The 23,438-nt window shown below is 46.3% G+C and carries 24 protein-coding genes and 2 tRNA genes; 14 read left to right on the top strand and 12 right to left on the bottom strand.

Going from position 1 to position 23,438, the window contains the following annotated elements:
- The first annotated feature begins 276 nt into the window (after window positions 1-276).
- From QUA25_RS11235 to mutT, 7 genes are all read left to right on the top strand, one after another.
- On the top strand, window positions 277-399 hold the full coding sequence (locus tag QUA25_RS11235; RefSeq protein WP_333037614.1) for a hypothetical protein: 123 nt from the start codon (window positions 277-279) through the stop codon (window positions 397-399).
- A 291-nt stretch (window positions 400-690) separates the two neighbouring features.
- Complete coding sequence (gene ald / locus QUA25_RS11230) at window positions 691-1,779, top strand: alanine dehydrogenase (RefSeq protein WP_333037612.1); 1,089 nt, start codon at window positions 691-693, stop codon at window positions 1,777-1,779.
- 266 nt (window positions 1,780-2,045) lie between these two features.
- Window positions 2,046-2,127: transfer RNA gene (locus QUA25_RS11225), tRNA-Leu, on the top strand.
- 73 nt (window positions 2,128-2,200) lie between these two features.
- Window positions 2,201-2,977 (top strand): RNA methyltransferase, encoded by a 777-nt coding sequence (locus tag QUA25_RS11220; protein ID WP_333037609.1) that lies wholly within the window; start codon window positions 2,201-2,203, stop codon window positions 2,975-2,977.
- A 541-nt stretch (window positions 2,978-3,518) separates the two neighbouring features.
- The gene (locus QUA25_RS11215) at window positions 3,519-4,478 is read left to right on the top strand and encodes an RNA polymerase sigma factor, RpoD/SigA family (protein ID WP_333037606.1); all 960 of its coding nucleotides are present in this window, start codon (window positions 3,519-3,521) and stop codon (window positions 4,476-4,478) included.
- Window positions 4,479-4,699: 221 nt separating this feature from the next.
- The gene (locus tag QUA25_RS11210; protein WP_172187001.1) at window positions 4,700-5,041 is read left to right on the top strand and encodes a DUF760 domain-containing protein; all 342 of its coding nucleotides are present in this window, start codon (window positions 4,700-4,702) and stop codon (window positions 5,039-5,041) included.
- A gap of 174 nt (window positions 5,042-5,215) precedes the next feature.
- On the top strand, window positions 5,216-5,620 hold the full coding sequence (mutT, locus tag QUA25_RS11205; RefSeq protein WP_333037605.1) for an 8-oxo-dGTP diphosphatase MutT: 405 nt from the start codon (window positions 5,216-5,218) through the stop codon (window positions 5,618-5,620).
- 54 nt (window positions 5,621-5,674) lie between these two features.
- Here the strand turns inward: mutT and QUA25_RS11200 are convergent, their stop codons facing one another.
- Window positions 5,675-6,913, bottom strand: coding sequence for a histidine kinase (locus QUA25_RS11200; RefSeq protein ID WP_333037603.1), 1,239 nt, complete (start codon window positions 6,911-6,913; stop codon window positions 5,675-5,677).
- A gap of 53 nt (window positions 6,914-6,966) precedes the next feature.
- On the opposite strand from QUA25_RS11200, the gene QUA25_RS11195 reads away from it, so the two are divergent.
- From QUA25_RS11195 to QUA25_RS11185, 3 genes are all read left to right on the top strand, one after another.
- Window positions 6,967-8,691, top strand: coding sequence for a DUF2079 domain-containing protein (locus QUA25_RS11195; RefSeq protein WP_333037601.1), 1,725 nt, complete (start codon window positions 6,967-6,969; stop codon window positions 8,689-8,691).
- 250 nt (window positions 8,692-8,941) lie between these two features.
- A complete protein-coding gene (locus QUA25_RS11190; RefSeq protein ID WP_333037599.1) occupies window positions 8,942-10,129 on the top strand; it encodes a glycosyltransferase family 4 protein in 1,188 nt (395 codons plus the stop codon).
- 179 nt (window positions 10,130-10,308) lie between these two features.
- Window positions 10,309-11,553 (top strand): MFS transporter, encoded by a 1,245-nt coding sequence (locus QUA25_RS11185; protein ID WP_333037597.1) that lies wholly within the window; start codon window positions 10,309-10,311, stop codon window positions 11,551-11,553.
- A 109-nt stretch (window positions 11,554-11,662) separates the two neighbouring features.
- On the opposite strand, the gene QUA25_RS11180 is transcribed toward QUA25_RS11185, so the two are convergent.
- Window positions 11,663-11,736: transfer RNA gene (locus QUA25_RS11180), tRNA-Arg, on the bottom strand.
- A 78-nt stretch (window positions 11,737-11,814) separates the two neighbouring features.
- On the opposite strand from QUA25_RS11180, the gene moaC reads away from it, so the two are divergent.
- The 3 genes from moaC (at window position 11,815) to QUA25_RS11165 (ending at window position 13,049) form a co-directional block, all read left to right on the top strand.
- A complete protein-coding gene (gene moaC / locus QUA25_RS11175) occupies window positions 11,815-12,336 on the top strand; it encodes a cyclic pyranopterin monophosphate synthase MoaC (RefSeq protein ID WP_333037594.1) in 522 nt (173 codons plus the stop codon).
- 88 nt (window positions 12,337-12,424) lie between these two features.
- Window positions 12,425-12,682 carry a 2TM domain-containing protein gene (locus QUA25_RS11170; protein WP_006633890.1) on the top strand — a complete coding sequence of 86 codons (258 nt, stop codon included), beginning with the start codon at window positions 12,425-12,427 and terminating at the stop codon, window positions 12,680-12,682.
- 64 nt (window positions 12,683-12,746) lie between these two features.
- On the top strand, window positions 12,747-13,049 hold the full coding sequence (locus tag QUA25_RS11165) for a DUF3181 family protein (RefSeq protein WP_333037589.1): 303 nt from the start codon (window positions 12,747-12,749) through the stop codon (window positions 13,047-13,049).
- A gap of 74 nt (window positions 13,050-13,123) precedes the next feature.
- Here QUA25_RS11165 and murJ read toward each other — a convergent pair whose 3' ends face one another.
- Window positions 13,124-14,737, bottom strand: a complete 1,614-nt coding sequence (murJ, locus tag QUA25_RS11160) for a murein biosynthesis integral membrane protein MurJ (protein ID WP_333037586.1) — start codon at window positions 14,735-14,737, stop codon at window positions 13,124-13,126.
- A gap of 379 nt (window positions 14,738-15,116) precedes the next feature.
- Between murJ and sfsA the strand changes: the two genes are divergently transcribed.
- On the top strand, window positions 15,117-15,851 hold the full coding sequence (sfsA, locus tag QUA25_RS11155) for a DNA/RNA nuclease SfsA (protein WP_333037584.1): 735 nt from the start codon (window positions 15,117-15,119) through the stop codon (window positions 15,849-15,851).
- A 9-nt stretch (window positions 15,852-15,860) separates the two neighbouring features.
- Here sfsA and QUA25_RS11150 read toward each other — a convergent pair whose 3' ends face one another.
- The 9 genes from QUA25_RS11150 to QUA25_RS11110 all read right to left on the bottom strand — a co-directional run bounded on the left by QUA25_RS11150 (window position 15,861) and on the right by QUA25_RS11110 (window position 23,376).
- A complete protein-coding gene (locus QUA25_RS11150) occupies window positions 15,861-16,088 on the bottom strand; it encodes a hypothetical protein (protein WP_333037580.1) in 228 nt (75 codons plus the stop codon).
- A 96-nt stretch (window positions 16,089-16,184) separates the two neighbouring features.
- The gene (locus QUA25_RS11145) at window positions 16,185-17,462 is read right to left on the bottom strand and encodes a S8 family serine peptidase (RefSeq protein WP_333037577.1); all 1,278 of its coding nucleotides are present in this window, start codon (window positions 17,460-17,462) and stop codon (window positions 16,185-16,187) included.
- A gap of 185 nt (window positions 17,463-17,647) precedes the next feature.
- Window positions 17,648-18,112 (bottom strand): hypothetical protein, encoded by a 465-nt coding sequence (locus tag QUA25_RS11140; RefSeq protein ID WP_333037572.1) that lies wholly within the window; start codon window positions 18,110-18,112, stop codon window positions 17,648-17,650.
- A gap of 49 nt (window positions 18,113-18,161) precedes the next feature.
- A complete protein-coding gene (locus tag QUA25_RS11135) occupies window positions 18,162-19,085 on the bottom strand; it encodes a hypothetical protein (RefSeq protein ID WP_333037569.1) in 924 nt (307 codons plus the stop codon).
- A 406-nt stretch (window positions 19,086-19,491) separates the two neighbouring features.
- Window positions 19,492-19,839 carry a DUF1036 domain-containing protein gene (locus tag QUA25_RS11130; protein ID WP_333037567.1) on the bottom strand — a complete coding sequence of 116 codons (348 nt, stop codon included), beginning with the start codon at window positions 19,837-19,839 and terminating at the stop codon, window positions 19,492-19,494.
- A 41-nt stretch (window positions 19,840-19,880) separates the two neighbouring features.
- Complete coding sequence (locus QUA25_RS11125) at window positions 19,881-20,261, bottom strand: hypothetical protein (RefSeq protein ID WP_333037565.1); 381 nt, start codon at window positions 20,259-20,261, stop codon at window positions 19,881-19,883.
- Window positions 20,262-20,374: 113 nt separating this feature from the next.
- Window positions 20,375-21,106 (bottom strand): helix-turn-helix transcriptional regulator, encoded by a 732-nt coding sequence (locus tag QUA25_RS11120; protein WP_333037562.1) that lies wholly within the window; start codon window positions 21,104-21,106, stop codon window positions 20,375-20,377.
- Between the two features lie 386 nt (window positions 21,107-21,492).
- Window positions 21,493-21,762: a hypothetical protein gene (locus tag QUA25_RS11115; protein WP_333037559.1), complete on the bottom strand. Its 270-nt coding sequence runs from the start codon at window positions 21,760-21,762 to the stop codon at window positions 21,493-21,495.
- Window positions 21,763-21,840: 78 nt separating this feature from the next.
- Entirely contained in the window at window positions 21,841-23,376 is a 1,536-nt protein-coding gene (locus QUA25_RS11110) for an HlyD family efflux transporter periplasmic adaptor subunit (protein WP_333037558.1), read from the bottom strand.
- Window positions 23,377-23,438 lie beyond the last annotated feature (62 nt).

Raw genomic sequence — 23,438 nt, 5'->3', positions numbered from 1 at the left:
ATTGACAGCAGACTTTCTTTAGGCTAATTTTTTAATAAAGTCTATTAGACTTCTGCAAAATAGAAATAGACGCGCGATCGCTTGAAGGTTAGAATATAATTTTACTTTCTAAAATATAAGCCAACTCCTGGAATAGATAGAAAAACATCCGCAGTGCAAGCGGCCGGGGTGTTGATTTTTAAGGACTGCATGAATTGGTCAGTATGCGAAATCTTACCTTACGGTGTGGCGAGAGCGGTGAATGAATTTTGACCAAATAACAGGAAAATAGTATTTTTGGCACTTCAGTCTCTCGGCTATCGCGATATTGCGATGGTAAAAAACACCGGCGAAAAGGAAGTGCGGGTTAATTTGCAAGAAGCTCAGTCAGAATTAGAGAGCTGGCAGCTTCAGATCTAACAACTAATGTTAGAATTAGAGCGAGCTAAAAATACGATCGACCTTGTGGGAAATGACCTATTTGGGAAAGTGCGATCGCCGTGGCTGAAAATTAAAAAAATGTTCGCCCGCACAGCATGATTTCCAAATCTAGTATCTCCAAATTCCTCTAGAAGCCAGACTTATTGAAAAAGTCGGGGGCTGTAAACGGGGGGTTCAAAATCTAACATCTAAAATGGTATTGTAAAACATGATGCCGATCGGATTATTTCTAAGCTAGAGTCGAGGTACGGCTTAGATTAGAGGTTATAGATGGAAATAGGCGTCCCCAAGGAAATCAAGGATTTAGAGTTTCGAGTCGGGCTTAGCCCCACAAGTGTTCGGGCTTGTTCGGACAAAGGCCACACAGTTTTTGTGGAAACGAATGCTGGTGCTGGGGCCGGTTTTGCGGACGAGGACTACGTTGAAGCAGGCGCTAAGATTGTCTTAAAGGCTTCAGATGTCTGGAATCGCGAACTAATTGTTAAAGTTAAAGAACCGCTGCCTGCTGAGTATCCGCTGATGCAAAAAGAGCAGTTGCTGTTTACATATTTGCACTTGGCAGCCGATCGCACATTAACCGAGCATTTAATCAGCAGCGGAGTCCAGGCCATCGCCTACGAAACCGTCGAACTCCCGGACAGAAAATTGCCGCTGCTGACGCCGATGAGCATTATTGCAGGGCGTTTGTCCGTGCAGTTCGGAGCTCGGTTTCTGGAACGACAGCAAGGTGGTCGGGGCGTACTTTTGGGTGGTGTACCGGGGGTAAGACCGGGTAAAGTTGTGATTTTGGGCGGCGGCATTGTCGGCACAGAAGCAGCCAGAATTGCTGTAGGAATGGGCGCGAGAGTGCAGATATTAGACGTAAATGTCGATCGCCTAGCCTATTTAGAAACTCTGTTCGGTTCCAGAGTAGAATACCTCTACAGCAGTCCTTTACAAATAGAAGCAGTTGTTCCCGATGCTGATTTATTAATCGGCGCGGTTTTGGTCTTAGGTAAAAAAGCTCCGGTGCTGGTTTCTCGCGAATTTGTTGCGAAGATGCACCCCGGTTCTGTGATTGTTGACGTAGCCGTTGACCAAGGCGGCTGCGTGGAAACTTTGCGGGTAACTTCTCACACAAATCCTACTTATGTTGAGGAAGGAGTTGTGCATTACGGCGTGCCGAATATGCCCGGTGCTGTGCCTTGGACTGCGACTCAAGCTTTGAATAACAGCACTTTGCCTTATGTTTTGCAGTTGGCAAATAACGGGATTAAAGCTTTGGAAATGAATCCGAGTCTGGCGAAGGGATTGAACGTGCAGAATCATCGATTGGTGCATCCGGCCGTGCGCGACGTTTTCCCCGATTTGGCTGATTAGATTCCCCTTTTTTCAGCAAATCCCGTAGGGTGCGTCAGATCAAAGCTTGTGGATTATTAATAACGGGACGCGATCTGAGGCACCCTACTCAACTACACAGCATTTTGCGATGTTTGGCTAACAGTAAATACTCCAAACTAAAGGATTTCTCAACCCGAACATTAATTTGTGCAAAAAAATATTACTCGCAGCCCACAAAAAAATAAATTCCCCAAAACACTTGACAGATTCGCGAAATTATGGCAAAGTAGTAATTCGTGACCGATGCGGAACTGGCGGAATTGGTAGACGCGCATGATTCAGGTTCATGTGGTGCAAGCCTTCCGGGTTCAAGTCCCGGGTTCCGCATTCCAAAGGCAGAAGGAAGTTTGGGGTTAACCCGATACAGGCAATAACCCCATTCGCTCTGCTGAATAAAACAATGCTGACAAGTATTCAAAACCCCCTAGTTAAAGAAATTCGCAAGCTGCACAGCTCGAAGGGACGCAGGGAACAACAATTATTTTTACTCGAAGGGACGCACTTGCTGGAGGAAGCTTGCGCTGCCAAATACCCCCTAGCAACTGTTTGCTGCACTCCCGAATGGCTGGATCGGCACGGGGAACTTTGGGAGCAAGTTGGTAATTTAGCCGATCGCACAGAATTAGTAAGTGCAAAAGTGTTAGAGTCGATCGCCACTACAGTCCAACCCGACGGCATTGTCGCCACCGCACCCCGCACTGCAACAGAACCCGCAAAATTGTCAACTTTAGGAATAGCCTTAGAAACAATCCAAGATCCCGGCAACTTGGGGGCGATCGTCCGCACGGCTGCGGCTGCTAATGCCGACGGTTTGCTGCTGAGCGCAGACAGCGCCGATTTAGACCATCCCAAAGTGCTGCGCGCCTCAGCAGGAGCTTGGTTTAAGCTGCCAATGGCAGTCAGTCCAGATTTAACTGCCGAAGTCTCCGGGTATAAAAATCGAGGAATGCAAATTTTAGCAACCGTAGCCGGGGCCAGTTTAAGTTATTGGGAAGTAGATTTGCGAGTGCCGACTCTGATAGTTTTGGGCAACGAAGGCTCTGGTTTGTCGGAAGAATTGAGGAGTTTGGCCGATCGACAAATCCAAATTCCCCTGAGTCGTGGCGTAGAATCTTTAAATGTCTCGATCGCCGCAGCCCTCATCTTGTACGAAGCTCAACGGCAAAGAAGTCATTAGTTATTAGTCATTAGTCATTATCTGTTGGGGCGGGTTCATCAATATCTGTAACTTCATATTCAGGGTATTGAAAAGCTGTTGGGCATTTAAATTGTATTTTTTGTATTTTTTTCTTGCACTGTGCCAAAAGGATCAAATTCCCTCCCATCTCCCCCTCTCCCCATTCCCCCCATCTCCCCCTCTACCAATCTACCCCTCTGAGATGTGGCGGATGTTGTTTATATTGATGCAAACTGTAAAGCCAGGAAAGCGGGTACTCTCGTATCAACAGTCCAGGCTGGTATGAAATAAATATGAAGAAGTGTAGCCAAGTGCTCTCACAAATGTTAAGATTCTTAACATAACGTAGTATTGTGCACGCCCCAACCAAAACCTAACCTGAGACGGTGCTGACTGGGAGTAGTAGCTAGCTACCATAAAATTAAGCCTCTTTAAATGGAAGGAAAGCGCAAGTCCCCGCCCGCTTTCCTTCCCAGCTAAAGCTAGGGGTTTGCGACTACCGCAAACCTTTAGAGGCACAGATCCTCAGCGGGAAAAGCTCATGAAAACTCTTAAGTCCTCAGATACAGATTCTGTTCGCGCTTACTTGCGGGAAATCGGCCGCGTTCCCTTGTTGACCCATGAGCAAGAAATACTCTACGGGAAACAGGTACAGCGCTCAACCGCACTGCATCAGGAGAAAGATATTTTAGCCGAAGAGTTAGGCCGCGACCCGACGGCGGCTGAATGGGCACAGGCAGTTGGGCTGTCTGAGGCACAGTTGCAGCGGACGATCGAAAACGGGGAAAGGGCAAAGCGCCAAATGGTGGAAGCGAATCTCCGCCTGGTAGTCTCTGTTGCCAAGAAATATATCAAGCGCAACGTAGATTTACTGGATCTAATTCAGGAAGGCACGATCGGGATGCAGCGGGGAGTAGAAAAATTTGACCCCACTAAGGGCTATAGATTTTCTACTTATGCTTATTGGTGGATTCGTCAGGCAATTACTCGGGCCATCGCCGAAAAAGGCCGCACCATCCGCTTACCGATCCATATCACCGAAAAGCTCAACAAAATTAAAAAAGCTCAGCGCCAACTTGCTCAACAGCTTGGTCGCGCGGCCACGGCTGCTGAATTGGCATCAGAGCTAGAATTGACTCCCAAACAGATTCGCGAATATCTCGATCGCGCGCGCCTGCCACTTTCCCTGGACTTGCGTGTGGGAGACAATCAAGATACAGAGTTGGGCGATTTGTTGGAAGATACGGGTACTACGCCAGAAGATTTTGCCCTGCAATCTTCCCTGCGGACTGACTTAGACCACCTGATGGCGGAACTGACTCAGCAACAGCGAGAAGTGCTCGCCTTGCGGTTCGGTTTAGAAGACGGGCAAACCCTAACTTTGGCCAAAATAGGCGATCGTCTCAACATCAGTCGGGAACGAGTGCGGCAAATAGAACGGGAAGCTTTAACCAAACTCCGCAAGCGCAAGCAAGATATCAACGATTATCTAGCCAGCTAGGTAGATTGGGGATTGACGATCGGGTTCCCCCCACTTGCAATCCCCTATCTAAAATCGTAAAAACCGCCGCTTTTAATTCGGTTGTGCCCACTTGGTTGCTATGACTGTCCTGCTACATTAGTAATTACTTAGTAATAAAGATCAGCAGCCATCAGATAAGGGTTATTTAATTTAACCGCCCGCGTCTAACATAACAAGCTGTGTCTGAAACGGAGGTACTCGTGAGCAACTCATCTAATAAATCCCCAGAATTCTTTGAAGAAGACGGAGAAAATGCCAACTTATTATGGCAATACGTGCAGTCAATGGCTCCCGACACAGTTTCTCAGTTGTCTAAGCCGACTTCTCACGAAGTGTTTCAAGTAATGGAGCGAAATATTGTTGGACTTTTGGGGAATTTGCCTTCGGAACACTTCGGGGTGACAGTGACTACCAGTCGCGAACATTTGGGTAGATTGCTCGCCTCGGCTATGATTAGCGGTTATTTTCTCAAAAATGCCGAACAGCGAATGACTTTTGAAAAGTCGATACAAGCCAGTGAGAGACATGGCTCGGACGATTAGTAGATTCTTAACATTTAAGTGATCCAAGTGTCAAGCCCCCCCTCGCAAGATGGGGGCTTAATATTTTAGATTTTAGATTTTAGATTAAAAAATAATTGAATAATTATTGATATTATTCTTAAATTCCCCATTCCCCATTCCCCATTCCCTATTCCCCATTCCTAATTAATAAATATGTCTCTTCCTCCTTTTGCCCACAAAGTTATCGGCGTTGCTGCAATCTGGAACGATCGCCAACAAATTTTGATTGACAAGCGCCGACAACATGGACTGCACGGGGGTTTCTGGGAGTTTCCGGGCGGAAAAATAGAGCCTGGGGAAACAATCGAAGCTTGCATAAAACGGGAAATTATGGAGGAGTTGGGGATTGTCGTAGAAGTTGGCGATCGCTTGATTACAATTGACCACGACTACACTAAATTTACAGTTAGACTATACGTGCACCACTGCCGCCACGTCAGCGGGGAACCGCAAACGATCGAATGCGATGAAATTCGCTGGGTGACACTCGACGAAATTGACCAATTTACTTTTCCCAAGGCAAACGCACAGATTATTGCTGCACTGCGGAAAAGTTGAGCTGTAATATCAAACTCGGTTGCTACTGACAACTGACAAATCTACAGCTAAGTTTTATTTTTGGACGGGCAGAGTAAAGTGAAAACAACTGCCTCTATCGGGTACAGAGTCTACCCAAATTTGACCGTAGTGGGCACGGATGATGCCTTGACACAGAGACAGTCCAATGCCGTAACCGTCTGTTGATTTATCTCGCTGCAAGCGAAAGCTGTCTTCAAAAATGCTCGCGCAATCTTCTTCAGGAATTCCCGGGCCGCTGTTGCAAATGCTGACTTGAACTTTGTAAGCGGTGCGGTGAAGAATGGACAGATTAACAGTTCCTTGGTCTGGGGTGTACTTGCTGGCGTTGTCAAGCAGGTTGACTATGACTTGTTTGATGCGATCGGGATCGGCATAAACCAAGGGCAAATCTGCGGGAATGTCTGTTTCTAAGTTCAGACTTTTCGCCTGAAATTTGTCTTGAAATTGCCCTATTACATCTTGACAAATCGCTCCCAGTTCGATTTTTTTTGGTTCAATGTGGAGTTGAGCGTTTGTACCCCGGGCTGCTTGCAGGATATCTGTAATCATCCGATCGACAATTCGGATTTGGCGGCGGGCTTGTTTCATCAAATGAGCTGCCAGACTCGGTGTCAAACGTGACTTTTCCCCCTCTTTCACCTTCTGACTTGACTCCAAAGTCTCCAAAGCCAAAGATGCGGCCGTTAAGGGATTTCGCAAGTCGTGAGCTAGCATCGCAATAATCCGGTCTTTCAACTGCAACTGCTCTTGCAGGTGTTCTTTTTCCTGTTTGAGGCGAAAAACTTCATCGGAAAGCTGCACAATTTCGGCGGCGCAAGCAACGGAATAGATTGGTTTTGCGTCAGTCAGGGTTTCCGCGAGAGCTGAGGCCGACTGCTGCTGAGCTGCGTATTCTTCTACAGAACGCTTCCAGCGCGGCCACCAGTGTTCGAGTTGGGCGATTAAATTGCTGCCGGCGAGAGTTTGTCGGGGATCGGGATGAATTTTGAGCAGCGAGGGAGTGGCTACAAGTTTAAAGTGTTCGGCTAAATCGGGCTGTTCTCCTACGTCGATGATTTGAAGCTCAAAGTCGCACTCTGCTTTCAAATCCTTTAGGGACTTGCGGATGTGTCTGGTCTGTTCCCGGGAAGAGGAACGCTTGTCTACAAACAGCAAAAGCTGTAAAAGCGGTGCGGGATTTACCGGCTGTTCGGGAGAACAGTCAGTGCCGCTGGTGCCTGGTGTTGGATGGACGCTGTTGAGCTTTTCGATCGGGTGAAAATAATTGAGCATTGCCGAGCCGAGTTATTTCACTTCTACTTTAATTTAATACTTACTTTAGATTTATGCTATTGTCCGATAATTTCATTACAGGCGGGCAGATGATATTTTTGAGATGGAAGAAAAATGAGTCGCTGCGGGTGGTGGTTCAAGTGGCGGCGGCCTTTTTTGTGCTGTGCCTGTTGCTGACGCTGCACCGCTACTACAGCTTTTACGCTACTTACGACCAAGGCATTTTCAATCAACTTTTTTGGAATGGCACTCAGGGTCACTTGTTTGAGAGTTCCCTCTCTTCGGCTTTGTCCACTAATGTGGTTCACCAAAATCAGCTCCCGTCCGTATCTTACTATCGGTTGGGGCAGCATTTCACCCCGGCGCTAATGCTGTGGCTGCCAATTTACTCGCTGTTTCCCTCGCCCGTCACTTTGACGGTGTTGCAGGTGACTTTAATTACGGCGGCTGGAGGAGTGCTCTATGCTCTCGCCAGACACTATCTGGAACCGAGGCTGTCGGCGACAATAGTTGTGAGCTATTACTGCGCTAACGCGGTCATCGGCCCGACTTTGGGCAATTTTCACGATATTTGTCAAATCCCACTTTATGTCTTTGGCTTGCTGCTGGCGATGGAGAAGCGCTGGTGGCCGCTGTTTGGGATTCTGGCAACTTTAATTTTGGCCGTGCGAGAAGATGGGGGAGTTGTTTTATTTGGCGTCGGAGTTTACCTGATTTTGAGCCGGCGCTACCCTCGGACTGGTTTGGCTGTCTGCATACTCAGTTTTGGTTATATGATCGTCCTGACCAATCTGATTATGCCTTTGTTTTCTGCTGATATATCCCAGCGGTTTATGATGGAGCGCTTCGGCCAATATGCCGATGGAGATGAAGCTTCTACTCTAGAAATTATTTGGGGAATGGTGAGCAATCCCGGGCGGTTGGTGGCTCAATTATTTACGCCGTTTTTTGGTAAGATTAGATACCTGCTTGGTCAGTGGTTGCCATTAGCTTTGGTTCCTGCTTTCGCGCCTGCGTCTTGGATGATAGCTGGATTTCCGCTGCTGAAGCTATTTTTAGCGAAAGGAGAGTCGGTGCTGGCGATTAATATTCGCTATGCGATGACTGTGGTTCCAGGGCTTTTTTATGGGGCAATTCTGTGGTGGGCCCAGCGTCAAAAGGAAGAAGATAGAATGGTGAGAGAGGAAAGAATGTTTTTGCGTTTTCCTTCTGCTTTATTTCCTCTGCCTTCATCTTCAAAGTTTCGCCGCTTTTGGGCGTTTTGCATCTGTTTGTCGCTATTTTTTACCTTCACTTCTAACCCAAATCGGACTTTTTCTTGGATTTTGCCCGATGCGATCGATCCTTGGGTGCAGGTTCCTCTCGTCAGACAATGGCAGCACGTTTTGCAAGTGCGGCCGCTGTTGGCTCAAATTCCTGCTGATGCTAGCGTGGCAGCGACGAATACTATTGTGCCGATTTTGTCAAGCAGGCGGGAAATTCTCAGGTTTCCGATGTTTGAACTCCGCAATGATGCGGGGAAGGCAGTGAAGATGCAATATGTAATTGCCGATATGTGGCAGTTGCAGCAGTATCAGACTGCGTTTCGCGGGGAACGGGGACAGTTGCGGGAGATCGTACCGGCGATCGAGCGAATGTCCAAATCTGGAGAGTACGGAATTGTTGGCTTTGAAGACGGCGCGATTTTGATGCGTCAGGGTGCTGTTTCTAATTCTGCATCGGCTGCTGCTTGGACCCGTTTTCGCGGTGAATTGGAGCCGATTTTGAAGAAACGGTAAGCGGGTAGTTACGATCGCCATTGCTTGCCTCAGTGCCTTAAATCTTGAGGAAACCTGTTTTTTTCAGGTAATGGCGATCGAGCAATTTCATGCAAAAACCAGCTTTAGGCATGATTTTCTGTCTTTGTTCCTGCCAAAAGTCAGGCATTGGGCATCAACTTGCGATCAACTTAAATTTAAGGGTGATCATTATACAATAAATCTGTTAACTCTAAACATTAAGTTATATAAATTATTTGGAGGGAGAAAGATGAAAATTTTGGTATTGGCATGGGAGTTTCCTCCCAGAATCGTAGGCGGTATCGCCCGCCACGTATCGGAACTATATCCAGAATTAGTGAAGCTGGGGCACGAAATTCACTTAATTACAGTAGAGTTCGGCCACGCGCCGATGTACGAAGTGGTGGAAGGAATACGTGTGCATCGGGTGGTGGTGGGGCACGCCAGGGACTTTTTTCACTGGGTGGCGAACCTCAACCAAAGCATGGGCCACCAAGGCGGGAAACTGATGCTTGAGGAAGGCCCCTTTGATATCATCCACGCTCACGATTGGTTAGTGGGAGATGCGGCGATCGCCCTCAAGCATACCTTTAAAGTACCGCTAATTACCACCATCCACGCCACCGAATACGGGCGCTTCAACGGCATCCACAATGAAGGACAGCGCTACATTAACGCCAAGGAAAACGACCTCGCTTACAATTCTTGGCGAGTAATTGTTTGCAGTGATTATATGCGGCGGGAAGCCGAACGGGTACTAGCGACTCCGTGGAACAAAATAGAGGTAATTTACAACGGAATTAGACCCGATAAAAAGCCCCGTTGGCACGAATTTGATGCGATGGATTTCCGCCGAAGGTTTGCTGCTGACGATGAGAAAATTGTCTATTATGTAGGAAGAATTAGCTATGAAAAAGGCATTGGTGTATTTCTAAATGCGGCACCTAAAGTAATTTGGGAAATGGGGGGTAAAGCGAAAATTGTAATTGTTGGCGGCGGCAATACAGACCATCTTAAACATTTAGCTTGGCATTTGGGAATTTGGAATAAGTGTTATTTTACTGGGTTCATGTTTGAGGAACATCTCGACAAATTCCAGACGGTGGCTGACTGCGCGGTTTTCCCCAGTCTTTACGAACCTTTTGGGATTGTAGCGTTAGAAAGCTTTGCTGCAAGAGTGCCTGTGGTGGTTTCGGATGCGGGCGGACTTCCAGAGGTGGTGCTGCACACTAAAACTGGCGTTGTTACTGAGGCAAACAATCGGGATTCTTTGGCCTGGGGAATTTTGGAGGTTTTGAAAAATCCGGGTTACGCGCAGTGGTTGGTTGACAATGCTTATCAAGATTTGGAACGCCGGTTTAGTTGGCCGAAGTTGGCGATAGAAACCCAGTGGGTTTATGAACGGGTGGTGGAGGAAAGGGCTGAGGTTGATTGGTAAGAATGCTCTTTTTTGACGGTTGACGGTTGAGAGTTGACGGTTGACGGTTGACGGTTGAGAGTTGACAGTGAGTCGAATATCAACTTTTTTGGTGCAAATCTTAAGAATTTGTAACACAATGATAGAGACACTCGAACTTACTTTGATTGCACTAGGAAGATTTAAAGGGAATTAGCATCTTGAATATTTTTAGGGAAATCGATCCCCAACCCAGACGCAGCTTACTGATTTTATTCACTGCAGGCCTGCTATTCTGGTCGAGTTTGGCTTCGCTACTGCCAACTTTGCCGCTGTATGTTCAATTTGTGGGCGGCACAAAACAGCAAATTGGCTTTGTGATGGGTGCATTTGCGATCGGACTTTTGCTATCGAGGCCGCAGTTGGGTAAAACAGCCGACAGCAGGGGGCGAAAACAAGTTTTGCTTCTAGGCGCGTCAGTCGCTGCGATCGCCCCTTTGGGCTACCTGTTAGCTCAATCTATCCCCTTACTGTTACTTATTCGCGTTTTTCACGGCATTAGTATCGCCGCTTTTACTACAGCTTACAGCGCTTTGGTAACAGATTTATCGCCGCCAGGAAAGCGGGGCGAATTAATTGGTTACATGAGCTTGGTGAATCCTATTGGTCTAGCAGTTGGGCCGGCTATTGGCGGATTTGTGCAAGCTTGGGTTGGTTATACTCCTCTGTTTGCGATGTCGGCGGCGTTCGCTGCAACGGCTGTAGTTTTTACCTGCAAAATTGCGGAACCTAATTTTGTAAGTTTAACACTCTCGGACTCGCTATCTGAGGACAAAAATAGCCAAAAATACTGGAAAATGCTCTGGAATCCGAGAGTGCGGATTCCGGCTTTAGTGTTATTGGTGGTTGGTTTAGTATTTGGAACTTTGAGCACTTTTATGCCTTTGTTTATCCAAGAAACTAAGACTAATTTGAATCCAGGATTATTTTATTCGACGGCGGCTATCGCCAGTTTCGGTATACGGTTGCTCACGGGACGGGCTTCGGACAAATACGGTCGTGGCTTGTTTATTTCTGCAGGCTTAATCTGTTATGCCGTGTCGATGTTATTGTTGTATTTTGCTAACACCAGCAGTGCTTTTTTAATCGCCGCTTTGGTTGAAGGTTGCGCGGGCGGTACGGTTTTGCCGATGATGGTAACGCTGATGTCGGACAGGTGCGAACCTCATGAAAGGGGCCGCTTGTTTTCCCTTTGTATTGGCGGATTTGATTTGGGCATTGCGATTGCGGGGCCGACTTTAGGCTTTGTGGCTGAACAAGTTGGCTACAGAAATATGTTTGGTTTTGCGGCTGGACTCGCTGGTTTGGCTTTGCTGGTTTTTATTACTCAGTCTAGCAAGGGCTTATCTAATTCGATGAAATTTGCGATCGGTCGAGGCAAAGATATTTATGCTTTGCATCAGTAAACGTACCCAATTAAAAAAGTTCTGAGTTTTAAGTCGTGAGTTGAATTAATTTCTTAATTCAAAACTCAAAACTCAAAACTCAGAACTCACAGCTTATAACGTTTTTAAATGGGCTTGGAGGGATTCGAACCCCCGACCTCATGGTTCGTAGCCATGCACTCTATCCAACTAAGCTACAAGCCCCTGTTGAGTTAAGATTTAATCTAAAATTGATTAAGTTCTTTTCTCACAGAATCTAACAGTAACACCATTACCAAAATAATGCAAGACCTTTCGCAAACTTTTTCTAAATTGCCCGATGCGGCACAGCTAACTCACCTCAACAACAGCGGGGAAGCCCAAATGGTGGACGTTTCGGCGAAAGTGCCCACTGTGCGGCAAGCTGTGGCGGCTGCCAGGGTGCGTATGCTGCCGGAGACTTTTGCGGCGATTGAAGCGGGGAATGCGCCGAAAGGTGATGTGTTGGGCACTGCAAGGCTGGCTGGAATTATGGCGGCGAAACAGACTGCACATTTGATTCCTCTGTGCCACCCTCTGCCGCTGAGTAGTGTGGAAGTGCAGGTGATAGCGGATGCTGGGTTGCCGGGGTATCAAATTCGAGCGACGGTGAAAATTAAGGCGGAAACTGGGGTGGAAATGGAGGCGCTGACGGCGGTTTCGGTGGCGGCGCTGACTTTGTATGATATGGCGAAAGGATTGGAAAAGTCGATCGCCATTGAGTCAATTCGACTGGTGAGTAAAAGTGGCGGCAAGTCTGGAGACTATGAAAATGTAGAGGCATAAGTTTCCTACCGAAAGAGGGATGCAGCATTCAAAAAGCTGCACTTATGATTAAAATAGGCACAGAACTACTAATATCAAGTGAAAAACTATGCCTCCTCGTTGGCCCCGCAAACCCGATCGCAATGATCCAGAGTACCGCCGCTTAGATGACCGGATGAATTTTGCTATCCACGTCGGTCTTTTTTCTGCTACCAATTCAGGTTTGTGGTTTGTTCACAATTTGCAAAAGGCTGATTGGCCTTGGGCTATTTCGGTAACGGGTGGATGGGCTCTAGTAGTTTTGGCCCACGCGATTTACCATTTTGCGATCGCCGATTATTCGCCCCTCACCAAAGATTCTGGCTGAAGGCAGTTGGCGGCGATTTGTTAAGTCTTTTGATTGATAACAAATAACTTTCGGCTTTTTTGATATGGCTAATACTACACAGGCGATCGAATCCTTAGCAGCCGAAATCGGCGAAAATGTCTACATTGACATTGCCAAATGGCATTTGTATCTGAGAGATGCTCACCTGCATACCGTTGTTGCCGAACAACTTTATTCCATGCTGGAAGATGGCAATTTAGATGCTGACAAAGTGGGACAAGTTTTGCAAGGAATTCCAGTCAAGCTGGGCGGCGGCAAGCGGGAAGTGCCACTGGCAGATTTGATTCCGATGCAGTGTCAAGTTCAATTGATGGATGTTCTTGAGGAATTTCAGCGGAAAATGTAAAGGAAAGGGCGGGTTTTGTACGCAGATTGTGGGCGTTGTGTCTGGTATTTCGCCCTTAACCCGCCCCGACAATTTTATTTGCGAAAACGGCCACGAATGCGATCGACAAACATATCAACTTCCGGCAACTTCATCTGACTGACAAACAGGGCAAAAACTCCTAACCCTACAAAACTTGCCACACTCAACTGCACTAATTGAACGACCAAACCTTCAGTACCCAAAACTCTTTGACAGCTTTGCAGAGTAGCTAAGGTAACGAAAGCAGTTAAACAACTGCCAGAAGTTAACCCCAGAAAAGGTAAACTCCACTCCCCCCAAGGCAGGCCACCCAGCTTTTTATCTAAACAGTACAAAAGCATAATCATCGAAAGAAGATTCACTCCCACCGTCGCCAAAACTAATCCGGGCGCCCCAAAGGCTCCAACCAACAAATAATCCAAAAGAGCGTTTAAAAAGATATTGATAATACTGATGCGAAAAGGGGTTTCCCCGTCTCCCAAAGCGTAAAATACCCGTACCACAACGTCGCGTCCCAAATACACAAACATTCCAATACTGTAAGCCATCAATATCGGCGCGACAAACTGCGAGGCTGACCGATCAAAAGCATAGCGTTCGTAAACAACGCGGACGATCGGCCCAGCCAGCGTTATCATTAAAGCGCTCAGCGGCAGCATTGTAAGGCCGGTCAAAACTAAAGATTGACGAATTCGATCTTTTAATTCCGGCCAATCTCTCGGATCGGTGAGGCGAGAAAATATGGGTAGAAATGGCACTAAAATTACATTAGAAATGATGCCTAAAGGCGTCATGACTAACAAGCCACTGTAACCCAACGCAGAGGCAGCTTGAGGGATGTAGGATGCGAAAAATAGGTCAGTATAAACATTAATTTGCAGCATTCCTGATGATAAGGTAGCAGGAACCATCACCTTAATTACTTCTTGCACTCCCGGTCGTTTAAAATTAAACCGCAAACGCAATGTTCCCAACCCCGCGCGCCACTGCGCCAGCAGTTGCACCAACCACTGCAAAACTGCACCCGCTAACGTTCCCCAAGCTAACACTAAGCCACCGATTAGTGCGTATTCCGGCTGAATAATTTTGTCTCCGAGTTGCATTGCGAGAATCCCCAAACCGCCAACAAGTGCAACGCTGGAAAATAAAGGGCTAATTGATGGCAACCAGTACATATCGGCGGCGTTGAGAGTGCCGAAACCAATGCCGATTAAGCCTGAAAGTAATGCCATCGGCGCCATAATCCGAAATTGCTGGACGGCAATTGCTTTAATTTGTAAACCTTCTGCTGTTCTATTTAATCCCGGTGCTACCACATCGATCAGCGGATCGGCAAAAATAATTAAAGCGATCGTCACCAACAGCAACAAGCCCCCGACTAAGGTGGTGATAGTCTCGACTAAGGGTGCTGCTTCTTTTTTATCCCGGCGGGCTAAAACACTGACTATGGCGCTGTGAAATGGCCCGTTAATCCCTCCGAGCAAAATAAATAAGAAACCAGGGATGACGTAGGCGTAGTTGTAGGCATCGACGGCGACACCGACTCCAAAGGCTGCGGCGATCGCAATTTGGCGCACCAATCCAAAGACTTTGCTAATTAGAGTGGCGACTGCGACAATGCCGGCAATCCCTGCGAGGGAACGAGAGGGCTTCTGTAATTGGGACACAAATGGTTACAAACGCTAATGCTAAAAGGATTCACTTATTTTAATCGCGAATCGGGAGAATCATATCATGAACTCATAAAACTTCTAGGGGGAATTGCGCGGATACCAATTTTATCGATATTACTGACTTGCGGAAATTCAATAATCGATCGGGACTCTTCGTACTAACTACAAACCGCCGTTTCGTGCTATGATGCCTCAATCTAAAATCTACAATCTAAAATCTACCATTTAAAAATGATGAAATAAATGAGTTGATCAAAGCAGATAAATAACATATAATTGATAACTTATGAGCGATTGTGTTAGCTCCCAGACTTATTTAAAAAGTGCGAACCCAGGTATTCGGTTATAGGTAAAATCTAAAATATAAAATCTAATGACTGGCTTAATTTACAAATATCCTCCTCTTTTACCCGGAATTCTCATCAAACGTTACAAGCGATTTTTTGCCGAAATTGAACTAGATTCGGGAGAAATAATCACCGCGCACTGTCCGAATACTGGCCCGATGACTGGTGTTTACATTCCGGGCAATCCAGTGCTAGTATCTCCCAGCGACAATCCCAAACGCAAGTTAGCTTATACTTGGGAATTAATTAAAGTTTGCGACACTGTGCCAACTTGGGTAGGAGTTAATACTGGGCTGCCAAATCGAGTAGTTAAATTAGCTTTGGAATTGAAATTGTTTCCAGAGTTGGGCAATTACAGTTTAATTCAACCGGAGGTTGTTTACGGCACTGATAAAAAAAGTAGAGTGGATTTTTGGCTAACTGGTGAGGAAAAACCAATTTTTCTGGAAGTGAAAAATACAACTTGGGTAAAAGAGGAGTTGGCTTTATTTCCTGATACAGTGACGGAGAGGGGACAAAAGCATTTGAGAGAATTGATAGAAGTGGTGCGGCAGGGTTCGAGGGCTGTAATGCTGTATTTTATTAATCGCGGGGATTGTACTGATTTTGCTCCGGGGGATAGTGCCGATCGCCTTTACGGAGAATTGTTCAGACAGGCGATTAGTGAAGGTGTAGAGATTTTGCCCTGTCGCTTTGACGTGACGCCAGAAGGCATTCGCTATTTGGGGTTAGCAAAACTGGATCTACTAACCCCTAAATGATTGATTAGTTTAAATTGCCTGCATTTCTCGATCGATCTCAACACTAGCCACGCCTGGTACGCTCTTTAGTCCTTCTAGCTTCGACTCAGCAACTTCTCCAGTAACGATACCAATCACAGGCAGCACCTCATCTACTTTCATTCCCGCCGATTCTAAGGCAGTGACAACCGATTGAATTACCGATATGTTTTGGTCGTCAACAGTCACTATAATGCGCTGTACTTGTTCGTCAGACATATTTAGCATCCTTTGGAGCAAATCCATTGCGGTATTATAAATTGTCTTCTGTTAGATCCCCGCAGGCTAGTGCTGCGGGGATTTGAGTATTCTGCATTACGGAGCTTGTACTAAACCGCTTCCGACACGAGTATTTGGCAACGGTAGCGCCATAGCATAGGCAGTCAGCAATTGCCAAAGTTCAGCACCTCGTTTACCAGTCGATTCGGCATACAAGGCAGCGAGCCCAGCCACGTGCGGTGTAGCCATGCTAGTGCCATTGTAAGCAGCATAACGCCCTTTATCCATAGGCACTGATGAGTATACTTTCACTCCTGGAGCGGCGATATCGACTTTAGTTCCTTGAATTAGGTCAGAGCTAGCCGAGAAGTCAGGCACTTGGACGCAGTTATCGACGGCTGCAACAGCCATAATCGAGGGACTATTCGCTGGTTGTCCAACGGTTTTGGTTGGTCCGTGGTTGCCGGCGGCCGCCACGATCAGACACCCATTTTGTAGTGCCCGACGACCGACAGTTTCGTAGGCTGTAGAGGGCTTTGGATTGGTGTTTCCTAATGACATAGAGATCACTTGACACCCATTGGCGATCGCCCATTCCATCCCAGCCAGAATCCAGCCACTAGCGCCACTACCGGCATTACTCAACACTTTACCGACATAAATGGTCGATTCGTAAGCGATCCCGTACCTGCGGCCGTTAAGATCCTTGAACCCGCAGGCTGTCCCGATGCAGTGCGTGCCATGACGGTTGCCATCTTGTACGTCCTCCCCTGGTACGAAGGACTGCGATACGATCGATCGACCTGCGAAGTCGGGATGTTGGAGATCCATCCCCGTATCCAGCACAGCAACTTTCATTCCACTACCAGTCAACAGAGAGTTCATCACCTTCGTTGCCTTCAAACCCCAAGTAGACTCGCTATCATCGGAAAAACATTCTTGTTTCTCGATTTCTGCTGCTTCTGTAGTAGTGGCTTTGTCGTACAGGTTATTCACCGCATCGCGATAACCCCGCAAATAGTCTGCCGACAACCCATCACCAATGGCGTAGAAAGTGCGCTCCGGTTCGATCGCCAGAATAGCCGAATCCTCTCCCGCTGATGTCATGATGTTGCTGAAAGCCCCTTCGTCTAACGAGACGACGGCCACGCCAAGAGTGGGAAACACCGCTCCCCCTGCTGCTTCAATTTGGCTCAAGTCTAGAGCAGAGTCCGGGAAATCGGCAGCATTTGCCAGGTCTCTGATGCCAGTTTGGTCGTTCAGAAGGTCTAACCCTTCTATCACCGCATCATCGCGGAAAGTAATAATGTAACGCCCTGTCGTTTCATCAGCTTGGGCAGTTTCTGGGATGGAAAAACTAGGTTGTTCAGACATAAATACCTCTTATTGAGTGTTATTAGAAATCCATGACAGTTTTTCTGACATGAATTTCTACTTTTTTTGATGCTGACTCGACTTATTTAGGACTTACGCAAAAGAGCAATTTTTACATTATTTGTGGGGTAAGGTGCGGTGTGCTGCGCCCTACAGATACACTTTGTACGTAAGTCCTGTGCTGTTTACTCGGCTAATTTGCTAATTTGATGGTAAAGTTCGTCATCTAACCGTCCTTCTCCTGTCTGGATCAGCCATTTTTCTAAAGTACGGTTTTTATCGGGAAATTGTTGGGATTTACCATTGCGTCTAGCCACGATCAATCCATTAGAAATCACAATTTCCCGATCGCCCTCTACCTCTTCACCACTTTCTCGGACAATCAAACCACGATACCCCAATCCTTCATTAACAGCTCCTTCTCCTTGATGTGTAGACAATGATTGAAGTCGTTGTGTAAACTGCTGAGATTCTTGCACTGTCAATTCCCAATGTGGGTTTGGTCTGCCACTAAACATATCCACTTCTACTTGCATCTTTTTGTCTCCTAAAGCTGTGACCGAACATCCAAGCAAAGTCACCAAAAACATTAAAAAACCCAAGCCAATTATCCTTTCTAGATATGTTGTGAGTGAATAAGCCCGTTGCATGGTCTTCTTCTCCAGTGTGGGGAACCCACATTCCGCAGTGCTATAGATTCTATTTAATCTTTTGGCTCTTACAAGTGTAAAAGTAGCCACAGAAGATGGTGTAAGGCCCACGGTTACAGGTAGCTGGGTTAGTGATGACTACGCCGCTGTTATCTGTATTCCGAGCCGCTGTCGAACCCGGTTTGTGACCCCAAAATCCTTCTCGCATTTTGCGATACCAGTGGAAATCAACAAAGCCCGGACCAGGGGCGATAACCAGTGCTACTAAATAGCGAGGGGCTTCTGAAGCGGGGAAACAATCGTAGCGTTTGTGCAATCCATCGCACAGAGAAGCTTTGGTAACTTCTACGCAATTAATTGCAGTGTACTGATGTCCGCATCCTTTTCCTGGTTGGGCAAAAGTATCTGTCCGCTTATTGCTCGCATAGTTATAGCAGTTGTTTTTCTGCCGGATTACGGGGTTGTTGTTCCAGAAGCCGGGGTTATAGGGCGAAGTATCATAAAAGCAGGTAGCAGCAGCCTCACTTGAGGTTTCTACCGCCATGTTTGGTAAGTCTTCAACATCAGATACTGAAACTCTGCTGCTGGTTTCCAGTTGTTGTCGCAGAAAATTCTGCAACATTTCATCTAAAGGTAGTTCTTCTCCGAAAGCCGATGCTTCTGGAGATGATTCTGCACTGCTCATTAAGCCGATCAAACGCTCAGCAATCTCGTTTGCTTTATCGCTAGCAGCACTCGCACCTGCTGCCATATACATACTAGCGGGTAGTTCAAAGTCTTGGGCAAGCTCGTCAGAGAGGGGTTCAATGGTGAAACCGCGAAACCCTAATCCAGCATCAGCAGAAGCTGCTTCGGCTACAATGCTACGATTGTTAGCAATCTCTTTGAGCGTAGTTCGAGCTTCTTCCTCGTCCGTAATAATCCACTCTGGAGCGGGTCTTCCGGAAAATATATCGGCAGTAATCCGTAACATACTTAACCTCTTTTTTGAGTAGTTTTCAGCAAACAAACTCCACCTTAAAGTTGTTTAATAGCTAGAGAAGACAACCTTGGTCGTGAGTGTTATTTAAGCTGAGTTTCAAAACTGCATAACAGCTTTTGATCTAATACTCCTCAAAATAAACTTGGAGAGCAATACGACGATCCGCGTATAGGATTATGAAGATATTGCAACAAAATTCCATTTGAATAACCACAACTTTTATCAAGAGATGTTGCTTCTTTTCTGTTATAAAAAGTAAAAAAAATCCCATAAATGGGAGTCCGTGCAATAATATTAAGTAAATTAGAGTTAATAGTCGATTAATTCCGCTCCTATGTAGATTAAGTTGTCAAGTTAAATTTAGAATAAAAATTTAACTTGACAACTCCACTCAGATTTATGCTGTCAAATTCAGCGTGAAATTGTCATAACTGTTAATATCAAGCAACCGGAAGCCTACATTAGTTGCTTGGGTGCTGCTTGTCCACTCACACCAGTCAAATGCTTGTGGAGGGACAGGCCTCACGTAAGGCCCTGCCCAATTTGCTCCGTTATCAGCCTCAGCATAGTAACAGTAGTAGCGATTCAGGCTACGCAAACTCCCCCCATATACCACTTTGCATTCGCCAGGATTGAGCCGCCACCAACCTTTTTTTGCCCAATTTCCACCATCTGGACAGTTGGGGCGATAGTACATAATAGCTACCCAAACACCAGATGTATATTTGTTGCAAATTGTGAGCATATTCCACCTCTTACAATGAGTAATTGCCAATGAATACGGTTCTATGTCCCTGTTTTGTAACGGGTAAATTCAGGTAAAACTTCTTTGTTTTCCACAGAGGACATTGATGATGCACGTAGTGTGTGAAGGAATGTTTGATTTTCGATGCCCGGTTTAGCATCAGATTGACCTTCGCGAGCTTCCGAATCTTGTTTTATTGCACTGACATCCACAAAATCGACTGTTGCATCTTCTTGGCTTTTTTGAGGTAAAACTTCTTTGTTTTCCACAGAGAACATCGATGATGCGCGTAGCGTGTGAAGCAAGGTTTCATTTTCGATGCCCGGTTTAGCATCAGATTGACCTTCGCTAGCTGCCGAATTCTGTTTCTGAACACCGATATCGACAAAATCGACCGTTGCATCTACATTATTGGTTTCCATTTTTACCTCCGTAGTGGATTTTTGTTTGGCACAGTTTACAGACTCCGTATAGCGTTTGATCTCATAGTCCTCAAAATAAACTTGGAGATCAATACGACGATCCGCGTATAGGATTATGAAGATATTGCAACAAATTCCCCGTTGAACAACCCCAACTTTTCCAGAGCAACCATCACAGCAGCCGTCCGGGTTTGTACGCTTAGTTTCCCGTAAAGATGCTCCAGATGTTTTCGCACTGTTCCTTCACTGCAACCGAGCACTTTAGCGATTCCTGCATTGCTTTTATCTTTGGCAATCCAGAATAAAACCTCCGCCTCGCGTTTGGTGAGTCCTAGCGATTCCAGGGTAGAAATAGAGAATGATTGCAGTTCTTCTTCCTCCAACAGCAAGAGATATTGCTGGTTGATTGGATCTGGAATCAGACGGACGATCAACTGTCTTCCTGTTTGCTGAATGTACAATGGTAAACAGCTAGATGGAATATCGCCATTGAATGTGAGTCGCGATATCTGTTCCTTGAACCAATGTTGTAAGAGTTCTGGCAATGAGTGCGGGGCGCGGGATAAAAAATACTGGTTCAACAGTTGTTCGGCGCGTTGAGTCATGAATTGCACCTGCCCTGCAATCTCCACAACTATGGCTCCTACCCGATCCAAGATTTGCTGGACTAATACCTTAATGAAATTATCTGACTCTTTGTTAGTGCGATCGCCTAAAACTTCGAGAGTATAATGTTGGTAGCAATTTTCGTAACTTTTGGTATCAGCGTTTGTTGCTGGGAATTTATCAATACCTTCAGATGTCAACATAACTGCGCGCTGACGCTTTGGTGTCTGTGAATTCATGGGAAGTATCTCCATTGGCATACAGGGTGAGAATGACGAAACCAGATACCCTTGCGGTGGGGGTATCTAGCTCATTTCACTGTTGTTAAGGTATACAAGTGTAGAAATGCACTCTGAGATTTTTTGACAGTCCCTGATTTAAATTGCTTTTCTTAAGTAATCACTAACAATAACAGTCACTAGCTGTTAGTTACCAGTCGCATAATCGAGTGACTTGCATAAATTTTATTTTTGTGTTAACCCAAGTACAGGCTACTGTAGAGATTAGTGGCGAAAAATAAAGTGACAGTCAATCGATTTGAGATTTGAGAGTGAAGAAATCCACTCCACGGATTTATGCGGAGGCTTGTAACCTGGTTGCTTTCGGTCAGGAAAAATTTTTACTATTAAATTCGCAAAATATAAATTTCTACAGGGGAGGCGATCGCGCTTATGGGAAAAACGCGATCGCTTTCAACACCTAGCGCTGTAAAAAAACCTAGCTGTTTATTAATCTTGAAGGCAAACAAGCCTAATCCTGCAACAGCAAGGGCAGCAATCTTGCTAGGTGATGGCGCTGCTTCGGCAATGCTGAGCGCGTTGCTCCAGGTTGCGTTTCCATACGTGATTTGACTGGTGAACCGGCAAGCTTGAAGATAGGTAAAGATGCCGTGCATACCAGTACAGAAACTCGCTCTAAGAACGTCGCGGTGAATTAGATAATCAAATATACTAATAGGTGAAGGTAAAGTTGGTTAAACATCGGCGAGCATCCTGGCTTTTCTGAACATAAATGTAAGTACGGTTTCTTGTCGAGAAATAATGTCTGCTGTAACTTCCATTCCGGCGTGAATATGATACTGACAGCACTGTTGATCGGCAGATTGGCTAATAGCCCGATCGCGCTTGACTAAATAAGTTTTTTGGGGCATAACAGTCACTTCATAGTAAGGCGGACTGTTATTTTCACCAGCAATGGCATCGGGTGCGATCGCACTAACTTTCGCTTCTAGTACGCCGTAGTCGGGATAGGGATAGGCAGAAATCCGCAGGATAGATGTTTGACCGATCGCGATTTTACCAATATCGGGAGCAGCGACGCGAGCTTTGACGACAATCGCAGCATTAGCGGGAGCAATTTGAGCAATTGCCGCGCCGAGTTGTGCAGTTTGTCCGGGATTTCGTAGATTTAGTTTGAGAATGGTGCCGTCTACGGGAGAACGAACAATACTTTTTGCAAGTTCGGTATCAATTTGTTTGAGCTCTTGACGATCGCGATTGATTTGATTTTCGATGTCAGCGCGACTCTGAATCGAAGTTAATCGTTCTTTTTTCAACGCTGCCAAAGCTGCTTCACCCTTGGCTTTTTCTTGAGCAATTCGCTGTTGGGCGATCGCCACGGGTGCGGCACTGGGATTCAAGGCAGCTTCAACAACTTTTAATTTAGCTGCGGACACTTCAACAGCTTGTTGCTGCCTGTCAACGGTTTTTCTTTGGCTTTCAACTGCTTTTTTTTGCGCTTCTACGGCCGCTTTTTGCCCTGCCACGGCTTGTTCTTGCTGCTGGGCGGCAAGTTTCGTCTCCTCCACTAAATCCAGCGAAATAGCGCCTGTTTTTTGGATTGACTGATAGCGATCGCGCTTAGAAACGGCTGCTTTTAAATTTGCCTCGGCAGCCTTTAAATTTGCTGCGGCTGTTTGCAAGGAAGCCTGTTCTTTTTGCAATTCCGGCAGGGATTTTTCCCATTCCGACTGGGCTAATTGTAAATTAGCTTTGGCCGCTTCAACTTCAGCCAGCGAGGTAATTTGCCGTTCTCCATAGTCCCGCTGGCTGCGGCTTAAATCGGCTTGGGCAGAGGCAACTGCGCCTTCCATTGCCTGAGTTTCTGCAAAACCGCGATCGTCTAAAGCGCTAATTTGAGCAGCAATTTGACGCAGTTGCAGTTGGTTTTGCTGGATATTTCCTTGCAGTTGGCTTTGTTTGGTTAAAAGTTGGGAAGAGTCGATTAGGGCGATCGCATCTCCTTGTTTGACAGCCTGATTTTCTTTCACTTGAATGCTTTTCACCGTGCCTGCTGTCGCCGCTTCTACAATGCGAATTTCTCCAGCCGGACGGACGGTAGCCGGAGCTCTGACGGTAACATTATATTTAGCGACAGCAGCAAGTGCGATCGCACCGCCAAAAGTTCCCAACAAAAATAATCCGCCCGCCGTTATCCAGCGGCTGACGGGCGGCAAGAATTCATCCGGTTTTGCGGTGCGGAGAAAGTCAAAAGATGAGTCATTAGTCATTAGACCTCTTGCGAAAGTGCGCGCGTTCTAGGTAAAATAAAAGAAATAATTAGCTCCCATAA

This window comes from Microcoleus sp. Pol17C6 (assembly GCF_036701145.1).
Classification (GTDB): Bacteria; Cyanobacteriota; Cyanobacteriia; order Cyanobacteriales; family Microcoleaceae; genus Microcoleus.
Note: the sequence above shows the minus strand (reverse complement) of the source record. Positions and strands in the feature narration are given on the sequence as shown.

What these genes read in the sequence shown, in the direction of transcription:
- ald (WP_333037612.1), top strand. Translation starts at nt 691, where the DNA reads ATGGAAATAGGCGTCCCCAAGGAAATCAAGGATTTAGAGTTTCGAGTC.
- QUA25_RS11220 (WP_333037609.1), top strand. Translation starts at nt 2,201, where the DNA reads ATGCTGACAAGTATTCAAAACCCCCTAGTTAAAGAAATTCGCAAGCTG.
- QUA25_RS11215 (WP_333037606.1), top strand. Translation starts at nt 3,519, where the DNA reads ATGAAAACTCTTAAGTCCTCAGATACAGATTCTGTTCGCGCTTACTTG.
- mutT (WP_333037605.1), top strand. Translation starts at nt 5,216, where the DNA reads ATGTCTCTTCCTCCTTTTGCCCACAAAGTTATCGGCGTTGCTGCAATC.
- QUA25_RS11200 (WP_333037603.1), bottom strand. Translation starts at nt 6,913, where the DNA reads ATGCTCAATTATTTTCACCCGATCGAAAAGCTCAACAGCGTCCATCCA.
- QUA25_RS11195 (WP_333037601.1), top strand. Translation starts at nt 6,967, where the DNA reads ATGCTATTGTCCGATAATTTCATTACAGGCGGGCAGATGATATTTTTG.
- QUA25_RS11190 (WP_333037599.1), top strand. Translation starts at nt 8,942, where the DNA reads ATGAAAATTTTGGTATTGGCATGGGAGTTTCCTCCCAGAATCGTAGGC.
- moaC (WP_333037594.1), top strand. Translation starts at nt 11,815, where the DNA reads ATGCAAGACCTTTCGCAAACTTTTTCTAAATTGCCCGATGCGGCACAG.
- QUA25_RS11170 (WP_006633890.1), top strand. Translation starts at nt 12,425, where the DNA reads ATGCCTCCTCGTTGGCCCCGCAAACCCGATCGCAATGATCCAGAGTAC.
- QUA25_RS11165 (WP_333037589.1), top strand. Translation starts at nt 12,747, where the DNA reads ATGGCTAATACTACACAGGCGATCGAATCCTTAGCAGCCGAAATCGGC.
- sfsA (WP_333037584.1), top strand. Translation starts at nt 15,117, where the DNA reads ATGACTGGCTTAATTTACAAATATCCTCCTCTTTTACCCGGAATTCTC.
- QUA25_RS11150 (WP_333037580.1), bottom strand. Translation starts at nt 16,088, where the DNA reads ATGTCTGACGAACAAGTACAGCGCATTATAGTGACTGTTGACGACCAA.
- QUA25_RS11145 (WP_333037577.1), bottom strand. Translation starts at nt 17,462, where the DNA reads ATGTCTGAACAACCTAGTTTTTCCATCCCAGAAACTGCCCAAGCTGAT.
- QUA25_RS11140 (WP_333037572.1), bottom strand. Translation starts at nt 18,112, where the DNA reads ATGCAACGGGCTTATTCACTCACAACATATCTAGAAAGGATAATTGGC.
- QUA25_RS11135 (WP_333037569.1), bottom strand. Translation starts at nt 19,085, where the DNA reads ATGTTACGGATTACTGCCGATATATTTTCCGGAAGACCCGCTCCAGAG.
- QUA25_RS11130 (WP_333037567.1), bottom strand. Translation starts at nt 19,839, where the DNA reads ATGCTCACAATTTGCAACAAATATACATCTGGTGTTTGGGTAGCTATT.
- QUA25_RS11125 (WP_333037565.1), bottom strand. Translation starts at nt 20,261, where the DNA reads ATGGAAACCAATAATGTAGATGCAACGGTCGATTTTGTCGATATCGGT.
- QUA25_RS11120 (WP_333037562.1), bottom strand. Translation starts at nt 21,106, where the DNA reads ATGAATTCACAGACACCAAAGCGTCAGCGCGCAGTTATGTTGACATCT.
- QUA25_RS11115 (WP_333037559.1), bottom strand. Translation starts at nt 21,762, where the DNA reads ATGCACGGCATCTTTACCTATCTTCAAGCTTGCCGGTTCACCAGTCAA.
- QUA25_RS11110 (WP_333037558.1), bottom strand. Translation starts at nt 23,376, where the DNA reads ATGACTAATGACTCATCTTTTGACTTTCTCCGCACCGCAAAACCGGAT.